Origin of the sequence: Microbacterium sp. gxy059 (assembly GCF_050958665.1) — a bacterium.
Lineage (GTDB): Bacteria > Actinomycetota > Actinomycetes > Actinomycetales > Microbacteriaceae > Microbacterium.
This window is the reverse complement of record NZ_JAMXWT010000008.1, coordinates 92,314-110,087: the sequence shown is the minus strand read 5'-3', so window position 1 is coordinate 110,087 and position 17,774 is coordinate 92,314. Positions and strand designations below refer to the sequence as shown.

The 17,774-nt window shown below is 73.6% G+C and carries 18 protein-coding genes; 11 read left to right on the top strand and 7 right to left on the bottom strand.

Annotated elements, in window-relative coordinates; genetic code table 11:
* Together NHL53_RS07025 and NHL53_RS07020 are read right to left on the bottom strand one after the other, a co-directional pair.
* On the bottom strand, positions 1-456 hold the full coding sequence (locus tag NHL53_RS07025) for a DUF3817 domain-containing protein (protein ID WP_433776141.1): 456 nt from the start codon (positions 454-456) through the stop codon (positions 1-3).
* Between the two features lie 45 nt (positions 457-501).
* Positions 502-942, bottom strand: coding sequence for a hypothetical protein (locus NHL53_RS07020; protein ID WP_433776140.1), 441 nt, complete (start codon positions 940-942; stop codon positions 502-504).
* Between the two features lie 226 nt (positions 943-1,168).
* On the opposite strand from NHL53_RS07020, the gene NHL53_RS07015 reads away from it, so the two are divergent.
* The gene (locus tag NHL53_RS07015) at positions 1,169-2,473 is read left to right on the top strand and encodes a hemolysin family protein (RefSeq protein ID WP_433776139.1); all 1,305 of its coding nucleotides are present in this window, start codon (positions 1,169-1,171) and stop codon (positions 2,471-2,473) included.
* Positions 2,474-2,498: 25 nt separating this feature from the next.
* Here NHL53_RS07015 and NHL53_RS07010 read toward each other — a convergent pair whose 3' ends face one another.
* Complete coding sequence (locus NHL53_RS07010) at positions 2,499-3,074, bottom strand: helix-turn-helix domain-containing protein (RefSeq protein WP_433776138.1); 576 nt, start codon at positions 3,072-3,074, stop codon at positions 2,499-2,501.
* 56 nt (positions 3,075-3,130) lie between these two features.
* Between NHL53_RS07010 and NHL53_RS07005 the strand changes: the two genes are divergently transcribed.
* The 7 genes from NHL53_RS07005 to NHL53_RS06975 all read left to right on the top strand — a co-directional run bounded on the left by NHL53_RS07005 (position 3,131) and on the right by NHL53_RS06975 (position 8,857).
* A complete protein-coding gene (locus NHL53_RS07005) occupies positions 3,131-3,451 on the top strand; it encodes a hypothetical protein (protein WP_433776137.1) in 321 nt (106 codons plus the stop codon).
* Positions 3,452-3,544: 93 nt separating this feature from the next.
* Positions 3,545-4,066, top strand: coding sequence for a TspO/MBR family protein (locus tag NHL53_RS07000; RefSeq protein WP_433776136.1), 522 nt, complete (start codon positions 3,545-3,547; stop codon positions 4,064-4,066).
* Between the two features lie 50 nt (positions 4,067-4,116).
* Positions 4,117-4,719, top strand: a complete 603-nt coding sequence (locus NHL53_RS06995; RefSeq protein ID WP_433776135.1) for a hypothetical protein — start codon at positions 4,117-4,119, stop codon at positions 4,717-4,719.
* Between the two features lie 127 nt (positions 4,720-4,846).
* Complete coding sequence (locus tag NHL53_RS06990; RefSeq protein ID WP_433776134.1) at positions 4,847-5,680, top strand: ABC transporter permease; 834 nt, start codon at positions 4,847-4,849, stop codon at positions 5,678-5,680.
* Positions 5,677-6,420 carry an ABC transporter ATP-binding protein gene (locus NHL53_RS06985; RefSeq protein ID WP_433776133.1) on the top strand — a complete coding sequence of 248 codons (744 nt, stop codon included), beginning with the start codon at positions 5,677-5,679 and terminating at the stop codon, positions 6,418-6,420. Before NHL53_RS06990 ends, NHL53_RS06985 begins: the two co-directional genes overlap by 4 nt.
* Before the next feature lie 21 nt (positions 6,421-6,441).
* Positions 6,442-7,446 carry an ABC transporter substrate-binding protein gene (locus tag NHL53_RS06980; protein ID WP_433776132.1) on the top strand — a complete coding sequence of 335 codons (1,005 nt, stop codon included), beginning with the start codon at positions 6,442-6,444 and terminating at the stop codon, positions 7,444-7,446.
* Positions 7,439-8,857, top strand: coding sequence for an FAD-dependent oxidoreductase (locus tag NHL53_RS06975; RefSeq protein ID WP_433776131.1), 1,419 nt, complete (start codon positions 7,439-7,441; stop codon positions 8,855-8,857). The genes NHL53_RS06980 and NHL53_RS06975 overlap by 8 nt, the downstream gene beginning before the upstream one ends.
* Positions 8,858-8,861: 4 nt before the next feature.
* Here NHL53_RS06975 and NHL53_RS06970 read toward each other — a convergent pair whose 3' ends face one another.
* Positions 8,862-9,770: a hypothetical protein gene (locus tag NHL53_RS06970; RefSeq protein WP_433776130.1), complete on the bottom strand. Its 909-nt coding sequence runs from the start codon at positions 9,768-9,770 to the stop codon at positions 8,862-8,864.
* On the bottom strand, positions 9,767-10,378 hold the full coding sequence (locus NHL53_RS06965) for a TetR/AcrR family transcriptional regulator (RefSeq protein ID WP_433776129.1): 612 nt from the start codon (positions 10,376-10,378) through the stop codon (positions 9,767-9,769). The genes NHL53_RS06970 and NHL53_RS06965 overlap by 4 nt, the downstream gene beginning before the upstream one ends.
* A gap of 70 nt (positions 10,379-10,448) precedes the next feature.
* Here NHL53_RS06965 and NHL53_RS06960 point away from each other — a divergent pair, with 70 nt between their 5' ends.
* The 3 genes from NHL53_RS06960 (at position 10,449) to metE (ending at position 14,652) form a co-directional block, all read left to right on the top strand.
* Positions 10,449-11,327 (top strand): 3-hydroxyacyl-CoA dehydrogenase family protein, encoded by an 879-nt coding sequence (locus NHL53_RS06960; protein WP_433776128.1) that lies wholly within the window; start codon positions 10,449-10,451, stop codon positions 11,325-11,327.
* 71 nt (positions 11,328-11,398) lie between these two features.
* Positions 11,399-12,286, top strand: a complete 888-nt coding sequence (locus tag NHL53_RS06955) for a methylenetetrahydrofolate reductase (RefSeq protein ID WP_433776127.1) — start codon at positions 11,399-11,401, stop codon at positions 12,284-12,286.
* Positions 12,287-12,327: 41 nt separating this feature from the next.
* On the top strand, positions 12,328-14,652 hold the full coding sequence (metE, locus tag NHL53_RS06950; protein ID WP_433776126.1) for a 5-methyltetrahydropteroyltriglutamate--homocysteine S-methyltransferase: 2,325 nt from the start codon (positions 12,328-12,330) through the stop codon (positions 14,650-14,652).
* Between the two features lie 70 nt (positions 14,653-14,722).
* On the opposite strand, the gene NHL53_RS06945 is transcribed toward metE, so the two are convergent.
* Both NHL53_RS06945 and NHL53_RS06940 read right to left on the bottom strand, forming a co-directional pair.
* Positions 14,723-15,823, bottom strand: coding sequence for a substrate-binding domain-containing protein (locus NHL53_RS06945; RefSeq protein ID WP_433776125.1), 1,101 nt, complete (start codon positions 15,821-15,823; stop codon positions 14,723-14,725).
* Positions 15,820-17,712: a heparinase II/III domain-containing protein gene (locus tag NHL53_RS06940; protein WP_433776124.1), complete on the bottom strand. Its 1,893-nt coding sequence runs from the start codon at positions 17,710-17,712 to the stop codon at positions 15,820-15,822. The genes NHL53_RS06945 and NHL53_RS06940 overlap by 4 nt, the downstream gene beginning before the upstream one ends.
* Positions 17,713-17,774: the final 62 nt, after the last annotated feature.

Here is a 17,774-nt window from a genome sequence, read left to right as displayed (position 1 = left end):
TCAGGCGCGGGGGACGGGCGGGCCGATCCAGAGCAGCGCGACGAAGACGACGCCGATGGCGGCGAGTGCGACGACGGCCGAGACGACCGGGCGGCGCAGCACGGCGGCCTGCGTGCGCTCGAGGGGACCGCGGGGCGTCTCCCCGCCGGGGCCGAGTCGCCAGGATTCGCCGAGGAGCCCGCGCCGGTCGATCACGAGGTCGAAGGGCAGCGTCGCGAACGGGACGGCGGAGACCGCCAGCCCGACGAGGCCCGTCGCCGCGCTCCAGCGCCGGTCGACCCACGTGAAGATCGTGACGGCGCAGTAGGCGAGGAAGGCGAAGCCGTGCACGCCGCCGGCGATGCTCACCGCACCGTCCGTGACGCCCGTGGCACGGAGGACGAGGGCCGCGATGAGGCCCGCCCACGTGATGAGCTCGGCGACGGCGACGATGCGGAACAGGAGGCGCGGGGTCACCGGGCCACGGTATCCGGGGCCGCCGAGGGATCCGCTGGGAGCGGGTCAGCGCCCGTACAGGGCCAGGAGCGTGCCGTCGAGCTCGATCTGCGGATCCTCGGCCGGGTCGGTCCACGGCACCTCGGTCTTCTTGACGAGGTAGTGGTTCGCGACGGGCGTCGGGGCGGCGCCTCCCGACTGGATGGCCTCGACGAGCTTCGCCAGCGACTTCTCGTTCGCCTTGCCGTCGAGGAGGGCCTTCGGCGAGCGCGGATCCGACCCGACGGCGACGTTCAGTTCGGCGGAGGTCTCGTCGCCCTCGATCCAGATCTGCACGAGCTTGGGGTTGGACATCATCGACTTCTCTCGGGCGACGAGCTTCCGCCCCTCGTTGTGCACGGCGAGGATCGTCGTGCCCTTGGCCGACTGGACGGTCCCGAGGGCCGCGCGGAAGACCGCGTCGGCCGGCTGGGCGATGGCGACGGACTGGTGACGGAGTGCGCGCATGGTTCTTCCCTCTGTGGATGGATCAGCACGGTGCGGCGCCAGGGTATCCGCTGTCGGCGGTCTGCGCGACGGCCGTCGCCCCGAGCGGACCCGGCCGACGCGCGTCGGGGCACAGCCGGATCGCCTACGCTGAGGCGATGACGCATTCCGGAGACTCCTCGGATTCCCATCAACCCAGCGCCCGGGTGACCCCGGGCGCATCCCCGCGCGCGAGCAGGTCCCTCCGATGATGGGCGACCTCCTCCTGAACATCGTGCTGGTGTTCGTCTTCGTCCTCGTCGGCGGCGTGTTCGCCGCGACCGAGATGGCGCTCGTCACGCTGCGGGCGAGTCAGGTCGACGCCCTCGCCCAGAGGGGCAGACGCGGACAGAAGGTCGCCGCGCTCGCGGAGAACCCCAACACGTTCCTGTCCGCGGTGCAGATCGGCGTCACGGTGGCGGGATTCGCCTCCGCCGCCTACGGCGCCTCGTCCATCGCGCCGGCGATGACGCCGCTGCTCGTCTCATGGGGCATGGCCGAGCAGGCCGCCTCGGTGCTCGCGACGGTCATCCTCACCCTCCTCATCGCCTACCTCTCGCTCGTCCTCGGGGAGCTCGCCCCGAAGCGCCTCGCCATCCAGCGCAACGCCGCCTTCTCGTACGCGGTCGCGCCGATCGTGAGCGGGTTCGCCACGCTCATGCGCCCCGTGATCTGGCTCCTGTCCGTGTCGACGAACGCCGTCGTGCGCCTGCTCGGCGGCGACCCGGAGAAGACCGGCGAGGAGATGAGCGACGAGGAGCTGCGGTCCATCGTCTCCAGCCACGAGGGGCTGCCGGCGGACGAGCGGCGGATCCTCGACGACGTCCTCTCGCTGCGGGGCAGGCAGGTGAGCGAGGTCATGCGCCCGCGACCGGAGATCGTGACCCTCGACGCGTCGCTGTCCGCCGCGGACGCCGCGGCGCGCGTGCACGGCCTCCCGTACTCCCGCTATCCGGTCGTCGACACGTCCATCGACGACATCGCCGGCTTCGTGCACGTGCGGGATCTCCTCGACGCCCCTGAGGGCGCCTCGCTCTCCGACGTGACGCGCGAGATCACCTACATCCCGTCCACCGCGCTCGTGATGGCGACGCTCACGGGCATGCGGGCGCGGGGCGATCAGATCGCCGTCGTGGTCGACGAGTACGGCGGGACGGACGGCATCATCACGCTCGAGGACCTCGTGGAGGAGGTCGTGGGCGAGATCTTCGACGAGTACGACACGGAGTCCGCTCCGACGGAGCTCGGCGCCGAGGGCGGCCTCGTCGACGGCCGCCTCAACCTGCAGGACTTCGAGGAGACGACGGGCCTGAGCCTGCCGCGCGGCGCATCGGACACGGTCGCGGGATTCGTCATCGAGCGGCTCGGGCGGCTCGCGCGCGTCGGCGACGCGGTCGAGGTCGACGGCGCGACGATCCAGGTGACCGCGGTCGAGAGGCGCCGGATCGCGCAGCTGCGCGTCGCCCGCACGGCGCCCGCGCCAGACGAGGACGCGGAGCCGACCGCGTCCTGACCTCCGCCTCGGCGCCGTCGTCCCCTCAGCGGCTGGCGGCGCCGACCGCGAGCGCGACGGCCCGCCGTGCGCGTCGCGTGATCTCGGCCGCGTCCGGCGCGGGCGAGACGCCGAGCATCCGTCGCCGGTGCAGCTCGCCGAGGAGGAGGGACAGGAGCGCCTCGGCATCGCCCTCCGGGTCGCCGGAGCGGATGCGCGCGGCGAGGAACCGCCGCGCCGCGCGCGGGCCCGAGGCGTAGAACTCCGCGGCGATCTCCGGATGGTCGGCGGCCGCCGCGATGACGGCGCGCTGCAGGGCGACGGCCTCGTCGCGCAGCAGGTCCGCCGAGAGGGCGATCGCCGCATCGACGAGGTCGTCCGGAACCGGCGGATCCGCGTGCAGGTACCGATGCTGTCTCTCGACGGCGGCGCGCAGCATCCCCGCACGGTCGCCGAAGTCGTCGTAGAGGGTGCGCTTGGCGACGCGCGCGGCCTCCGCGACCCGATCGAAGGTGAGGGCGGAGAGCCCCTGCTCGATGAGGATGCGCGAGATCATGGCGCGCACCCGCTCGCGGCGCTCGGCTCGATCGGATGCGGTGGGGCGTCCCCTCTTCGCAGGCATGGGGATACCCGAGAGCAAAGGAAACGATCTCGTTTCATTGAGAGGGGGTGCGCACCATGGCGCAGGAGATCCACCACATCGCGATCGAGGACGACTGGGAGATGAGCCGCGCCTACGGCCTCTGCGAGGCCGCCACGCGGGGCGTCCCGTTCGAGGAGGAGGGGTTCGTGCACGCGACGACCGCCGACCGCGTGCAGGAGATCGCCGCCGCGCGCTACGGGGACGTCTCGTTCCGCCTGCTCGACATCGTCCTCAGCGTCGAGGAGCTGGAGGCGGAGGGCATCGCGGCCGCATGGGTCGACGGGGCCCCGCGCGTGATGGCGCCCATCCCGCTCCTGCCCGGAGTGGTGGTGTCGGAGGACACGCTGCGCCGCTGACGGACGCGGCCCTTCCCTCGGAACGGCGCGGATGACAGGGTGAGGTCAGATCGCCGCGATCCGCCAGGGGATCCCCCGACCTCGGAGGTTGTCATGACGCGCACCGTTCCCGTCTCCCGTCAGATCGCCGTCGCCGTCGGCCTGCTCGCGGTCGTCGCCGTGATCGCCGTCGGCGGCTCGTTCGCGACGATGGGCAACGTCGAGGGGTGGTACGCCGACGTCGACAAGGTGCCGTGGAACCCGCCGGGCGCGGTGTTCGGGCCGGCATGGTCGATCCTCTACCTGCTCATCGCCCTCGCGGGCTTCCTGCTCTGGCGCTCGGGCCGCGTCCGCGAGGAGGACGACGGGCTCGGGCGCGTGCTCGCCGGCTTCTACATCGTCCAGCTCATGCTCAACGCGCTCTGGACGCCCCTCTTCTTCGCGGCCTACCCGCTCATCGGCGAGGTCGCGTGGTGGCTCGCGATGATCGACATCGTCGCCCTGATCGCCATCGTTATGGTGCTCATCGCCCTCGCGGCGCGGCGATCGCAGGCCGCCGCGCTCCTCCTCGTCCCGTACCTCCTGTGGCTGGTGTTCGCCGCGACGCTCAACGCGGGGATCATCGCGCTGAACTGAGGCGCCGTAGGGTGGGGTCGACCCGTGCCGCCCGTCGGAGAGGAGCGACCATGTCCGCGGAAGCGCCCGTCGCGAGGAAGCGCCTGTCGTCCGGCAGGCGGATCGTGCTCATCGTCGCGGGCATCGTGACGCTCGCCGTCCTGCTGTGGGCGGCGTTCCAGCTCGTCGTCTTCCTCGTGGCGCCCGACACGACGCGGATCGCGATCTCCGACGAGCACGTCGGCCTGGAGATGCGCGTGCCGGCGGGGACGGGCATCACCCGCATCGAGACGGGGCCCGCCGAGGACGGCTGCGTCTCCGTCCGCTACGCCATGGGCCGAGAGCTCACCCTCGAGGGGTACAGCCCGGGGTGCGAGACGGGCGGCGACGTGCGCGCCAACGGGCACCACGGCCGGTACCGGACGATCGACGACATCTCGGATCCGATCGACCCGGAGGAGATCAGCCTTCCCGCAGGAGAGGCGGTCGTGTTCGAGCAGGAGTACACGGAGGCGACGAACGTCTCGCGCTCGTGGGAGGAGCCGGTCGTCATCGTGCAGCTCGACCGGCCGCGCAGCGCGGAGATCACCTCGCTCGTGCTGCGCGGCGACTACGCCGAGCTGTCGCGCGAGGAGCTCGTCGAGATCGCCGGATCGCTGCGCTCGGACGAGTAGCACCCCGCTCCGGATATTCCCGCTGTGACGCCGTGTTTGAGCGGGGAGCGTCGGCGCTGACAGCCTGAGCGGATTCGGGAGGGCGCCGTGAGGCCCTCCGACGGACGACCGCGGGGAGGCAGCCCGGATGGCGCTGGGGCTCGATACGACGCAGACCGACCGACCGGTGCGACGCGCCGTCTCGACGCGCGGGCCGCGACGCGTCCCCCTCGGCTGGATCGTGCCCGCGGCGATCGTCCTGTTCTGGTGGGGCGCCTACGAGGCCGGGTGGATCAACCCCGTGCTCTTCTCGTCTCCCGTGCTCGTGGTCCAGACGCTCTGGGACGCGATGATCCACGGGAGCTTCTTCTCCGACCTCGGCGTGAGCGTCGGCCGCTGGCTCCTCGGCTTCGGCGTCGGGGCGGTCCTCGGCCTGCTCTTCGGCGCGGTGACCGGGCTCTCGCGCACGGCCGAGCGGCTCCTCGACCCCACGTTCCAGATGCTCCGGACGATCCCCATCATGGGGCTCGTCCCGCTGTTCATCGTGTGGTTCGGCCTCGGCGAGCTGCCCAAGATCCTCCTCATCGCGATCGCCGCCTTCTTCCTCGTGTACATCGAGATGTACGCGGGGATCCGCGGGATCGACCGCAAGCTCGTCGAGGTCGGCCGCATGTACGAGCTCTCGACCGGGCAGATGCTCCGCCGCATCATCATCCCCGGCGCCCTTCCCCACATCCTCCAGGGCGTGCGGCTGGGGCTCGGCGTCGCCTGGCTCGCGCTCGTCATCGCGGAGCTCACGGGCGCGAACAGCGGGATCGGCCACTGGATGCAGGTGGGACGCGAGAACGTCCGCGTCGACATCGTGCTGGCGGCGCTCATCGTCTTCGCGGCCGTCGGGAAGATCGTCGACTCGATCGTGCGCCTCATCGAGCGGAGGGCGCTCGGATGGCGGGACAGCGTGGAGAGGGAGATGAGCGCATGAGCCTCAGGATCGAGCTCGAGGACGTCGGCCGGGTCTTCCGGTCGCGCGGACGGGAGGTCACCGCCCTCGACGGCGTCTCCTTCGAGGTGGAGGCCGGCGAGTTCGTCGCGCTCATCGGCCCGTCCGGATGCGGCAAGTCGACCGTGCTGCGCAGCATCGCGGGGCTCGACACGCAGTACACCGGCCGCGTCGGCGTGGGCGGGAGCCCCGTGACGGGCCCCCGCGCGGACCGGGGCATGGTGTTCCAGGAGCATCGGCTGCTGCCGTGGGGCACGGTGCGGGAGAACATCCTGTTCGGGTTCCGCGGCACCCGTGCGGAGGCCGCGGAGCGCGCGGACGAGCTGCTCGAGCTCATGCACCTCGAGGCGTTCGCCGACGCGTACCCCCACAGCCTCTCGGGCGGGATGGCGCAGCGGGCGGCGATCGCCCGTGCGCTCGCTCCGCGCCCCGAGGTGCTCCTGCTCGACGAGCCGTTCGGCGCGCTGGACGCCTTCACCCGCATCGAGATGCAGGACGCGCTGCAGGACGTCTGGCGCCGGTTCCACACGACCGCCGTGCTCGTCACGCACGACATCGACGAGGCCGTCGTGCTCGCCAACCGGGTGGTCGTGATGGCGCCGCGCCCCGGCCGGGTGCAGCACGTCCAGCGCATCGACCTCCCCTTCCCGCGCAACCGCGCCTCCGACGAGTTCGCCCGTCATCGCGCGGAGCTGCTGCGCCAGTTCCATCTCGTCCACTGACCATCCCGACGGAGGCCCACCATGACCCGCAACCGCTCCGCCCGCCCGCGTCGTCGCGCGGCGCTCGTCTCGATCCTCGCCTCCGCGGCGATCCTCGCCGGATGCGCGGGAGGGGGAGGCGGGGCAGGAGCCGCGGCCGGCGGGGGAGAGCTGCCCCGGGTGGCGACGCTCACGGCGTACCCGGCGCTGCCCTCCGCGCTCGAGGAAGGGTTCTTCGACGAGGCCTTCGGGACGGACGCGTCGGGGATGCAGGTCGACTTCGTCGCGTCGGGCACCGACGGAGCCCAGTCCGTCGCGGCGGGGCACAGCGACATCGCGATCGGCGGGTTCGATCCCGCGGTGCTCGTCGGCGACACGGGACTCCGCCTGCTCGCGCTGTCGGAGTCGAGCCCCGACACGCACGCGCTCCTCGTCTCGCCCGATTCCGACATCGAGACGCTCGACGACCTGGACGGCAAGAAGGTCGGCGGCTACCTCGCGACGCCGCCTTCGTTCCTGTCGCTCCTGTTCGACCGCGAGGGGAAGAGCCTCGACGACATCGACTACACGCAGGTCCCCAACGACGGCGGGCTCGCGGCGCTCACCTCCGGAGCGCTCGACGCCTGGTACACGTTCGACCCCTTCTACGCTCAGGCCGAGCTGCAGGATCTCGCCACGCCGATCGTGACGGGCGAAGGGTGGTACCTCAACACGGTCGTGATCATCACCTCCGAGGACTACCTGGAGGAGCACCCGGACGAGGTCGACGCCTTCCTGCGCGCGTACATCGAAGGCACGGAGTGGGTCAACGAGAACCCCGAGAAGGCCGCCGACTACCTCGTGCAGGAGACGGGACTCACGCCCGAGGCCGCGGAGCTGACGATGTCGCGCCGGGACTACGGCGTGCGCCCGATCGACGGCGAGTACCGCGAGTGGATGGACGATCTCGGCGAGGTCTACCTCGAGGTGGGCAGCATCACGGAGCTTCCCGACCTCGACCAGGTCATCGCCCCCGAGCCGCTCGCGGAGGCGACCGCGGATGACTGAGCGGCTCGAGGGGCTCGCCGGCCTCGAGAGCCGCGTCCGCCGTCAGATCGGCGTGCTCGCGCATCCCGACGCCGACTGGACCGACGGAGCGGACGCCGACGCGGACGTCGTCGTGATCGGCGGCGGGCAGGCGGGCCTCACGGCGGCGGCGAAGCTGCGGCGCGAGGGGGTCGCGCGCGTGCAGGTCCTCGATCGCGAGGACCGGGGGAGGGAGGGACCGTGGGCCACCTGGGCGCGCATGCGCACCCTGCGCACGCCCAAGATCCTCCACGGCCCCGACGCGGGCGTCCCGGCCGCGACGTTCGCCGCGTGGTTCTCCGCGCAGCACGGCGAGCGCGCCTGGGAAGAGCTCGACCTGATCCCGCGCCCGCTCTGGGCGGAGTACCTCGCCTGGGTCCGTCGCGTCTTCGACCTGGACGTCCGCAACGGCGTCGAGGTGCTCGACGTCGTCCCCCGAGGCGACCGCGTCGCGGTGCGCGTGCGGGAGCGCCGGACCGGCGAGACCCGCACCATCCTCGCGCGCTCGCTCGTCGTCGCGACCGGGATCGACGGCGTCGGCGGGCCCCGGATCCCGGATGCCGTCGCGCACGTCGACCCCGCACGGCGGATCCACTCGAGCGGGGCGCTCGACGCGGACTCCCTGCGGGGCCGCCGGGTGGCGGTGCTCGGCGCCGGGGCGTCGGCGTTCGACAACGCGGCCACCGCCCTCGAGGCCGGCGCGCGGTCGGTCGTCCAGTACGTGCGGCGCCCGGAGCTCCCGACGCTCAACACGGCGCGGTCGGGCGAGTTCCGCGGCATGTACCGGCACTACGAGGCGCTCGACGACCGGGACAAGCTCGACATCTCGCGCCGTCGCCTGTCGCTCCCGATTCCGCCTCCGGACCACTCGGTCGCGCGCTGCCGCGCGCACGCGGCCTACGACCTGCGCCTCGGACGCGGCTGGCGGCGGGTCGAGGAGACCCCCCTCGGCGTGCGCATCGAGGACACCGCGGGGGAGTCCGCCGAGTTCGACCTCCTCATCCTCGGCACGGGCTTCGCGGTCGATCTGGACCGGGTGCCCTGGCTCTCCTCCCTCTCCGACGACATCGCGCTCTGGGCCGATCGGCATCCGCTGGGCGACTCCGCCGTCGACCGCACGATCGCCCGCTACCCCTATCTGGGAGAGGGCATGAGGCTCCTGCGGCGCACTCCCGCGGCGGACCCCGCGATCGAGCGGATCCACATGTTCAACGGCGCGGGGCTCGTGAGCGGCGGCATCGTCACGTCCGGGATCAACGGCCTCGCCATCGGCTCGGACGCGGTCGCTCGCGCCGTCACCCGCACGCTCTTCCTCGACGAGGCGCGCCGGCACACCGAGGCCTTCCTGGCCGAGACGGCGGCCGGCTTCGAGGCGGAGCCCGCTGCGGTCTGACCGGTCAGCCGAGCGCGATGCCCGTGACGCCGCCCGCCAGCTCGGCGACGACCCGCGTGCGTCCGGTCGCGAGCGCGACCTCGTGCACGCGGCCCGCGAGGTCCGAGACGTAGGCGAGGTTCCGATCGCGGTCGATCGCCAGGCCGATCGCCTCCCGGAAGCCCCGCGCGACGATCCGAGGGGCCTCGCCGCGCTCCCCGGGCGCCGGGAGCGCGGCGCGATTCAGGGTGTTGCCGTCGGGCGCCGCCCCGCGGTCGGTCCACCACAGCTCGCCCGCGTCCGCGTCGAGCTCCAAATCGATCGGCTCGGGAAGGCACTCCCAGAGCACCTCGACGTCGGATCGGGTGGCCGCGGTCTCGCCCTCGGGCAGCTTGATCGGCGCGCGGAGGATCCGCCCCCGACCGCCCTTGCTCGGTCCCTTCTGGGTCCAGACGAGCCACCCGCCCGCGGGGTCGACGGCGACGCCGACGCACTCGTCCTCGACGGGGGTCGGCGTGCGTCCCGCGGTGAGCACGAGCGGGGCGGCGTCCGAGCCGTCGCACGCGGCGCTCCAGATGCCGCGCCCCTCCCTGTCGGCCCAGAAGAGGCGCCCCGTCGCCGGGTCGCGCGCGATCTGCTTGCCCGTCGTGAAGGATCCGCGCTCCACGAGCACCCGCTCGGCGCCGTCCGCCAGGGCGAACGCCCGCACGGACCCGCGGGGGAGGGAGAACGGCGGCTCGCCCCCGTTCTCGGCCGGTCCGTCCGGCGCTCCCATGAACGACACGACCGCCTCGCCGGCATCGGGGTCGAGCACGAGGCCGTCCGGCACCTCTCCGGGTGTCGCGGCGAGGAGGGAAGCGCGTCCGGTGCCGAGGTCGATGCGGTGCAGCCCGCCCGGCGCGGCGGTGAGGGCGTAGAGGGATCGGGCGGTCATGCGCTCGCTCCTTCGTCTGCGCGGCGGGTGATCCCGGCGAGAGCCGCGGCGAGGACGTCTCGCCGCAGGCGCCTCGGGTCGTCGACGAGGGGCCCCTGCAGGACGGCGCCGACGTTCGCCGCGATGACGATGCGGGTCGCCTCGGCCGGGTCGTGCGCGAGGCGCAGCCCGGCGTCGGCGACGAGGGCCTCGATGCGCGGCGTGAGGCCGGCCCGCAGCTGCTCCGCATGCTCGCGCAGAGCCGTCTCGAGCGCCTCGTCGTGTCCGGCGCGCGCCGCGAACCCCGCGCGGAGCGAGAGCCAGGCCGGCTCGGCGGGGACCGCGTCGACGAGGTGATCGGCGATCTGCTCGACGGTGCGCGCCGGCCGCTCGGGGCGGGGAGCCGCGGCGACGGCGTCGAGGAGGGCGCGCGTGCGCCTCTCGTAGACGGCGAAGAAGACATCGTCGACCGAGGAGAAGTTGGAGTAGAAGGCGCCTCGCGTGAACCCGGCGCGCGCGCAGAGCGCGTCGATCCCCACGCGGGTCGCGCCGGTCTCGACGAACAGCGCCTCCGCGGCGTCGACGAGCCGCGTGCGGGTGTTCGCGCGGCGGCGGACGGTCTCGGTCATGCGCTTCCCCTCCTTCGCATCACGATGCATAATGGATTCAATATATAGTGTATCGAATGAGAGGCGCATCGTGAAGACCGACCTGCCCAGCCGCATCAGCGAACGTCCCGTCGTCGTCATCGGCGGCGGAACCCTCGGACGCCGCATCGCCGCCGTCTTCCGCAGCGGAGGGGCGAGCGTGAGGCTCGTGGACCCTTCGGAGGAGCAGCGGACGGCGGCCGCGTCGTACGTCGAGGAGACGACCGGCGAGCTGCGCGCGCGCCTCGACGCCGACGCCATCGGATCCCTGAAGCCGTTCGAGACCTTCGCCGCGCCGAGCGACGCGGTCCCGGGCGCCTGGCTCGTGATCGAGGCGGTCCCCGAGCGGCTCGACATCAAGCGGCCGCTCTTCGCGGAGCTCGACCGCGTCGCCGACCCCGACGCGCTGCTCGCCACCAACTCGTCGTCCTACGCGTCGCGCGAGGTGCTCACCGACGACGTGACCCGCCCCGAGCGCGTGCTCAACATGCACTTCGCCATGCCTCCGCGCAGCATGGCCGTCGAGCTCATGAGCGACGGGCAGACGGCGGACGGCGTCATGGAGCTCCTCGACCGCGAGCTGCGCGTGTTCGGCCTCGAGGTCTACATCGCGGGCGCCGAGAGCGTCGGCTTCATCTTCAACCGCATCTGGGCGGCCATCAAGCGCGAGGCGCTCACCGTCGCCGCGGAGGGCGTGAGCACCCCCGAGGACATCGACGGCATCATGCGCGCCAACATGGGGCTCGCGGCGGGCCCCTTCGCGATGATGGATCAGGTGGGCCTCGACGTGGTGCTCGACATCGAGCAGCACTACCTCGACGCGTACCCGTGGATGCCCGCGACGGCCAGGGACTACGTCCGCACCTACGTCGACGCCGGCAGGCTGGGGCGCAAGACGGGCGAGGGCTTCTACCGCTACGACGGCCGCTGATCCCGCCGCCGCCTCCTAGCGTGGGGACCACTCCGGCGCCGTACGCCGGTTCCGCCTGCCTCGAGGACCCCATGACGTCGGACACCATCGTCGCGCCCGTGCCGTTCTCGTTCGAGCTCTACCCGGCCCGCAGCCCCGAGCGCATCGGCGAGGTCGAGCAGGCGGCCACCGCGCTCGCCGCGTCCGACCCGCAGTTCATCTCGGTGACCTACGGAGCCGGCGGGTCGACGACCGATCGCTCGCTGGGGCTGCTGCGCCACCTGCGCGACCGGACCGCGTCCGAGCCCGTCGCGCACCTCACCTCCGTCGGCGCGACCCACGACGTGCTGGAGAGCCGCATCGACGAGTTCCTCGACGCGGGACTCCGGCGGTTCCTCGCGCTCCGCGGCGATCCGCCCCGCGGGAACGAGGCGTCCTGCGCCGACGACGAGGGCGTCACCTCCGTCGAGCTCGCGCGGCTCATCCGCTCCGTCGCCGATCGGCGCGGCGTCGTCGTCGACATCGCCGCCGCCGCCTACCCCAACGGGCACCCCCGCACGGGCGACCCGCGCGACGACATCTCCGCGCTCCTCGCGAAGCAGGCCGCCGGCGTGACGCTCGCGCTGACCCAGGTCGTGTTCGACGCCGACGACTACGCGCGCTTCCTCGACCAGGCCCGCTCCGCGGGCGTCGAGATCCCGATCGTTCCCGGCATCATGCCGATCGCCTCGCCCGAGCGCCTCGATCGCATCTGCGGCCTCACCGGCGAGACCGCTCCGGCCGACCAGCGGGCCGAGCTCGCCGCCGAGCCCGATCCCGGCCGGCGCCGCGCGATCGCGGTGCGTCGCGCCGCCGACATCGCGGAGGGCCTCGTCGCGGCCGGCGCGCCCTCCCTCCACCTGTATGCGTTCAACCGCCACGAGACGGTGCTCGACGTCCTGCGCGCCCTCGCGCGGCGCGCGGCCGGCGTCGCGGTCTGACGCCCTCCGATCCACTCACCCACAATGAGGAGAACCCAGAGATGACGACCTTCCCGAACGGCACCATCGTCGGCTACCCCCGGCTCGGCCCGCGCCGCGAGCTCAAGCGCGCCCTCGAGTCGCACTGGCGCGGCCAGCTCGACGCGCAGGGCCTCGAGGACGCCGCCCGCCAGCTGCGCGAGCGCACCCGCGGCCGTCTCGCGGAGCTCGGCCTCGGCGCGGACGACTCGTCGATCCCCGAGTCCTCCTCGTTCTACGACCAGGTGCTCGACGCCGCCGTCGCGGTCGGCGCCGTGCCCGAGCGCTTCTCCGACGTCGTCCGGGAGGACGGCACGATCGGGCTCGACGGCTACTTCGCCCTCGCCCGCGGCGACGACAGGCGCCCGCCGCTCGAGATGACCAAGTGGTTCGACACGAACTACCACCACCTCGTGCCCGAGATCGGGCCCGACCAGACCTTCCGCCTCGCCGACGACCGGATCGTCCGCGAGGTCGCCGAGGCGCGCGAGGCTGGCTTCCGGACGCGGCCCGCCATCGTGGGCCCGGTCACGCTCCTCGCCCTGTCCAAGCCGGCCGGCGACGTCGCCGACGACTTCCGCCCGCTGTCGCTCCTCGACCAGGTGCTCCCGGTCTACGAGGAGCTCCTCGGCCGCCTGCGCGAGGCGGGCGCCGAGTGGGTGCAGATCGACGAGCCCGCCCTCGTCTCCGAGGCGCTCGACGTCGCGCCCGAGCAGGTCGCCGAGGCCGCGGAGCGCGCCTTCGCCCGCCTGGGCGCCGCCTCGAACCGCCCGAGGATCCTCGTCGAGACCGCCTACGCGAGCCCGACGCCCGCGTCGTGGCCGGTGCTCGCCGCCGCCCCCGTCGAGGCGATCGGCATCGACCTCGTGCGCGGCGCGCTGCCCGCCGCGGCCGACGGACTCGCCGACAAGGTGCTCGTCGCCGGCGTCGTCGACGGCCGCAACATCTGGCGCGGCGACCTCGCCGGAGCCTTCTCGGCCCTCGAGGCCGCGCGCGGCCTCGGCGCCCGCGAGACGGTCGTCGGCACGTCGACCTCGCTGCAGCACCTGCCGCACGACGTCGCGGACGAGCCCGACCTCGACGCGCGCCTCGCGTCCTGGCTCGCCTTCGCCGACCAGCGCGTCGCGCAGGTCGTCGTCCTCGCCCGCGGGCTGGCGGAGGGGCGCGACGCGATCGCCGCCGAGCTCGACGCCGCGACCGCGGCCCTCGCCGACCGCGCCGGCGCGGCCGGCGTGCGCGACGGATCCGTCCGCGAGCGCGCGGCCGCCCTCACCCCGGCCGACTCGCAGCGCGCCCCGGCCGCCGACCGCGACGCCGCGCAGGAGGACCTCGGGCTGCCCGCCCTGCCGACGACGACGATCGGATCGTTCCCCCAGACCGGCGACCTCCGCGTCGCCCGCGCCCAGCATGCCCGCGGCGAGCTGAGCACGGAGGGCTACGAGGAGCGCCTCCGCGAGGAGATCCGCGAGGTCGTCCAGCTGCAGGAGCGCATCGGCCTCGACGTGCTCGTGCACGGCGAGCCCGAGCGCAACGACATGGTGCAGTACTTCGCCGAGAACCTCGACGGCTTCGCCGTGACCCGCAACGGCTGGGTGCAGTCGTACGGATCGCGCGCCACGCGGCCGTCGATCCTCTGGGGCGACGTCTCCCGCCCCGCGCCGATCACCGTGAGCTGGACCGAGTACGCGCAGTCGCTCACGAGCAAGCCGATGAAGGGCATGCTGACGGGGCCCGTCACGATCCTCGCCTGGTCGTTCGTGCGCGACGACCAGCCGCTCGGCGAGACGGCCCGCCAGGTGGCCCTCGCGCTGCGCGACGAGATCGCCGACCTCGAGGCCGCGGGCACCCGCATCATCCAGGTCGACGAGCCGGCGCTGCGCGAGCTGCTGCCCCTCACCCGCGACGCGCAGCCCGCCTACCTCGAGTGGTCGGTCGACTCGTTCCGTCTCGCGACGGCCGGGGCCGCCCCGAAGACGCAGATCCACACCCACCTCTGCTACTCGGAGTTCGGCGTCGTCATCGACGCGATCGCCGGCCTCGACGCCGACGTCACCTCGATCGAGGCCGCCCGCAGCCGCGGCGAGGTCATCGAGGAGCTCGGATCGTCGGGCTTCGACCGGGGCATCGGGCCTGGCGTGTGGGACATCCACTCGCCGCGCGTCCCGTCGCGCGAGGAGATCGCGGTGCTGCTCGAGCGCTCGGTCGACGCGCTCCCGGCCCGCCGCGTCTGGGCGAACCCCGACTGCGGCCTGAAGACCCGCGGCTACGAGGAGACGATCGCGTCGCTCGAGAACCTCGTCGGAGCCGCCCGCGAGGTGCGCGAGAGCGCCCTCACCCGCGCGAGCTGACGCTCCCGCGCCCGAGACCGGGCCCTTCCGAGCTCCTTGTGGGGGAGCGCGGGAGGGCCCTTCTCGCGCGTCAGCCTCGGCGAGGCGCGGTGGAGGCGCGCACGTGCAGCTCGGGCACCACCTGCACGCGCTCCGTCGGACGCGCGGGACCCTCCGCGAGGCGGGCCGCGATCACCTCGACCGCGCGACGGCCGATGTGCTGCTTCGGCGGCCGCAGCGCGGTGAGCGGCGGCTCGCCGCCCTCCGCGACCTCGTCGTCGTAGGCGATGATCGCGAGGTCCTCCGGCACGCGCCAGTCGTGATCGACGGCGAACTGCTGCACGAGCAGGGCCTGCGGATCCGAGTGGATGAGCAGCGCCGTCGTCGCCGTCTCGCGCACCTCGTCGAGGAGCGTCTCGATGACGCTGCCGCGCGCGTCGCTCGCGACTCGGTCGAGCGACGCCGAGAGGTCGATGGGCGAGTCGATCCCGAGATCCTCCGCCGCCCGGAACCAGCCGCGCCGCAGCTGCCACGACGTGGGCGACTGCGCGGAGGTGACGATGCCGACGCGACGGTGCCCGAGGGAGGCGAGGTGGCGCAGCGCGAGCTCGCCGCCGAAGACGTGGTCGGTTGTGACCCACTCGAGCCGCCTCAGCACGAGCGCCGCCGGGGCCTGCCGCTCGGCCAGGACCACCGGGATGCGCAGCGACTCGAGCCACTCGAGCAGGGCGTGGCCGTCGGGTCCGAGGTTCTCCGGAGCCACGATCAGGCCGTGCACGCCGCCGCCGTCGAGGAGGGACTCGATCTGCCGCCTCTGGTCGTCGGCCGCGTAGCTCGCGCCGCGCAGCACGAGCTGCACCCGCTGCTCGGTCGCCGCGGCTCGCGCGCCGATGACGACCTGCGGCCAGTAGTAGCTCAGCGAGGGCACGACCATGCCGATCCGGAAGCGCGGAGCGCTCTGGGCGCGGTCGCGCGGCACCGACGTGTCGAGCGCGCTGCGCAGCGTCGCGCCGCCGTGCACGCGGGTGACGAGGCCCTGGTCGGCGAGGCGGCCGATGTCGCGCCGGATGGTCAGCTCCGTCACGCCGAGGTCGGCGGCGAGCTCGCTCACGCGCACCGACCCCGTGCGGCGGAGCTCGTCCATGATGCGCTCGCGGCGCACGATGCCGAAGGGGCGGGCGTCGTCGCTCATGCGCCGGCCCCCCGTGCGAGGCGGGCCCGCGTCGTCATCTCGGCGGCGCCCGGCGCCGCGTCGAGCACCACGCGCGACACGAGATCGCCCCAGGGGTGGGCGAGCTCGGCGTCGTCGACCTCCCGCGTCTCGATGCGCACGCGCGCCGCGTCGTGGAGCAGCTCCAGGCGCGCGCCCGTGCGCGGGCACGTGACGACGACCCGCCCGTCCTGCTCGCGGGCCTCGCCCACGCAGACGAACGTCGCGGCCCCCTCGCCCTCGGCGAGGCGCCAGGCGTCGCGGATCCGCACCTCGCGAGCGTCACGGTCGAGGCGCACCTCCCGCGCCCACCCCTCGCCGGGGGCGAACGGGTAGGCGTCGTCGAGGCCGATGCGCCAGCCGTCCTCCGTCGCCTCGAGCGCGGCGCGCGCTTCCGCTCCCTCATCCTGGAGGAGGCCGCGGGGGAGCGGCGCGCTGTGCCAGTCGCTGCGGACGAACCACAGCGCGTAGCGCTCGTCCGAGAACGTCTGCGCCGTGTAGGTGGCGCGCCCGAGATCGATCACGAGCGGCTCGCCGTCGACGGCGATCTCGACCGAGCCGAGGTCGTTGTGGTTGTGCGACTCGTCGTTATGGCCCGCCTTGACGACCACCGCGAGGCCGCGCGCGTCGCCGTCGCGCTCGCGGGCGATGCCGAGCCCCAGCGAGGGCAGGTCGACGCGCGCCGGGAGCGGGTCGGCGCCCGGCTCGGCCCGGGCCCAGTCCGCGTCGAGCAGCGCGCCCACCTGGGTGCCGATGCTCGCGTTCATCTCGTCGGCGGCGAACGGGAAGCCCTCCTCGTCGCGTCGCGCGGCCGCGAAGCGGGCCGTCTCGCCCCGCCCGCACAGCCGCGCGGCGCGGAACAGCGCGTACCAGGGCAGCGCCCCGTCGACGAGGGCGCGCGAATCGGAGAAGCTCGCGTACCAGTCGCCGCCGAGGTGCATCCGCTCGGGGAAGCGGACGAGCTCCGCGAGACCCGAGAGCGATCCGCCGTCGGCCGCGCGGGCGACGGCCCCGTCGCGCAGGAGGTCGATGAGCCACAGCGCGTCGAAGGCGCGGGCTGATCCCTGCCACCAGTACCCGAACCCCTCGTCGACCGCTCCGTCGGCGGGCAGCTGCGCGAGGAAGCGGTCGATGCCGTCGACGGCCCGCTCGCCGATCTCCGCGCGCAGGGCGGGATCGGCGAACGCCTCGGCCGCCACGAGGACGTTGCCGTGGATCCACGGCGCCCAGTTGTTGACGGGGCCGTCCTCGCCCTCCCACCGCCAGCGGCGGCTCGCGAACGGCAGGAGCACCTTCGCCCGCGCCTCGCGCGCGAGGCGACGGCGCAGGCCAGGCACGTGCTCGTCGAGGAGTGGGCCGAGGACGACGTCCGCCCAGGCCGCGAGCGCCGCCGCCTCGCCCGCGCCGAGGTCGACCGTCGGGGCGTCGGGGTCGGGGGTCTCGAGCTCGCGGCGGAAGGCGTCGTCGTGGGCGGGCCAGCACCAGCTCGACTGCTCGCACAGCAGCCAGAGCCCGTCGGCCGCGGCGATGACGCGCTCGGCGGTCGGCTCGATCGCGGCGGCGAGCACGGTGCGGCGGATGCGCGCGGTGCGGGCGAACTGCGGGCTCTCGTACGCGAGCCGGGACCCCGTGCGGGCGAACGCCGACCACTGCGACAGGAGGAGCTCCGGCCACTCGGACGCGCGATCCCGATCGGCGGCGGCCAGGACGGCGCGCGCGAGGCCGGGGGAGACGGCGCCCCAGCGCGTGCGGTCCGAGGCGGCGGGGACCACGTCGCGCAGGCCGCGGACGGGCGGACCCCAGAGGCTCGTGAGCGCGCCCCGGGGGATGAGGGAGGAGGGCGGCGACGCTGCCGCAGAATGTTCGATCATGATTGAGTAAGACCTAAACGGATCGAAATGATTGATCGTGTGTGCCCAATCAGCATTCTAGG

Coding starts and splice junctions, on each gene's coding strand:
- NHL53_RS06940 (WP_433776124.1), bottom strand. CDS start 17,712: ATGATCGAACATTCTGCGGCAGCGTCGCCGCCCTCCTCCCTCATCCCC.
- NHL53_RS06975 (WP_433776131.1), top strand. CDS start 7,439: ATGACTGAGCGGCTCGAGGGGCTCGCCGGCCTCGAGAGCCGCGTCCGC.
- NHL53_RS06965 (WP_433776129.1), bottom strand. CDS start 10,378: ATGACCGAGACCGTCCGCCGCCGCGCGAACACCCGCACGCGGCTCGTC.
- metE (WP_433776126.1), top strand. CDS start 12,328: ATGACGACCTTCCCGAACGGCACCATCGTCGGCTACCCCCGGCTCGGC.
- NHL53_RS07005 (WP_433776137.1), top strand. CDS start 3,131: ATGGCGCAGGAGATCCACCACATCGCGATCGAGGACGACTGGGAGATG.
- NHL53_RS07020 (WP_433776140.1), bottom strand. CDS start 942: ATGCGCGCACTCCGTCACCAGTCCGTCGCCATCGCCCAGCCGGCCGAC.
- NHL53_RS07010 (WP_433776138.1), bottom strand. CDS start 3,074: ATGCCTGCGAAGAGGGGACGCCCCACCGCATCCGATCGAGCCGAGCGC.
- NHL53_RS07015 (WP_433776139.1), top strand. CDS start 1,169: ATGATGGGCGACCTCCTCCTGAACATCGTGCTGGTGTTCGTCTTCGTC.
- NHL53_RS06985 (WP_433776133.1), top strand. CDS start 5,677: ATGAGCCTCAGGATCGAGCTCGAGGACGTCGGCCGGGTCTTCCGGTCG.
- NHL53_RS06945 (WP_433776125.1), bottom strand. CDS start 15,823: ATGAGCGACGACGCCCGCCCCTTCGGCATCGTGCGCCGCGAGCGCATC.
- NHL53_RS06980 (WP_433776132.1), top strand. CDS start 6,442: ATGACCCGCAACCGCTCCGCCCGCCCGCGTCGTCGCGCGGCGCTCGTC.
- NHL53_RS06990 (WP_433776134.1), top strand. CDS start 4,847: ATGGCGCTGGGGCTCGATACGACGCAGACCGACCGACCGGTGCGACGC.
- NHL53_RS06995 (WP_433776135.1), top strand. CDS start 4,117: ATGTCCGCGGAAGCGCCCGTCGCGAGGAAGCGCCTGTCGTCCGGCAGG.
- NHL53_RS07000 (WP_433776136.1), top strand. CDS start 3,545: ATGACGCGCACCGTTCCCGTCTCCCGTCAGATCGCCGTCGCCGTCGGC.
- NHL53_RS06970 (WP_433776130.1), bottom strand. CDS start 9,770: ATGACCGCCCGATCCCTCTACGCCCTCACCGCCGCGCCGGGCGGGCTG.
- NHL53_RS06955 (WP_433776127.1), top strand. CDS start 11,399: ATGACGTCGGACACCATCGTCGCGCCCGTGCCGTTCTCGTTCGAGCTC.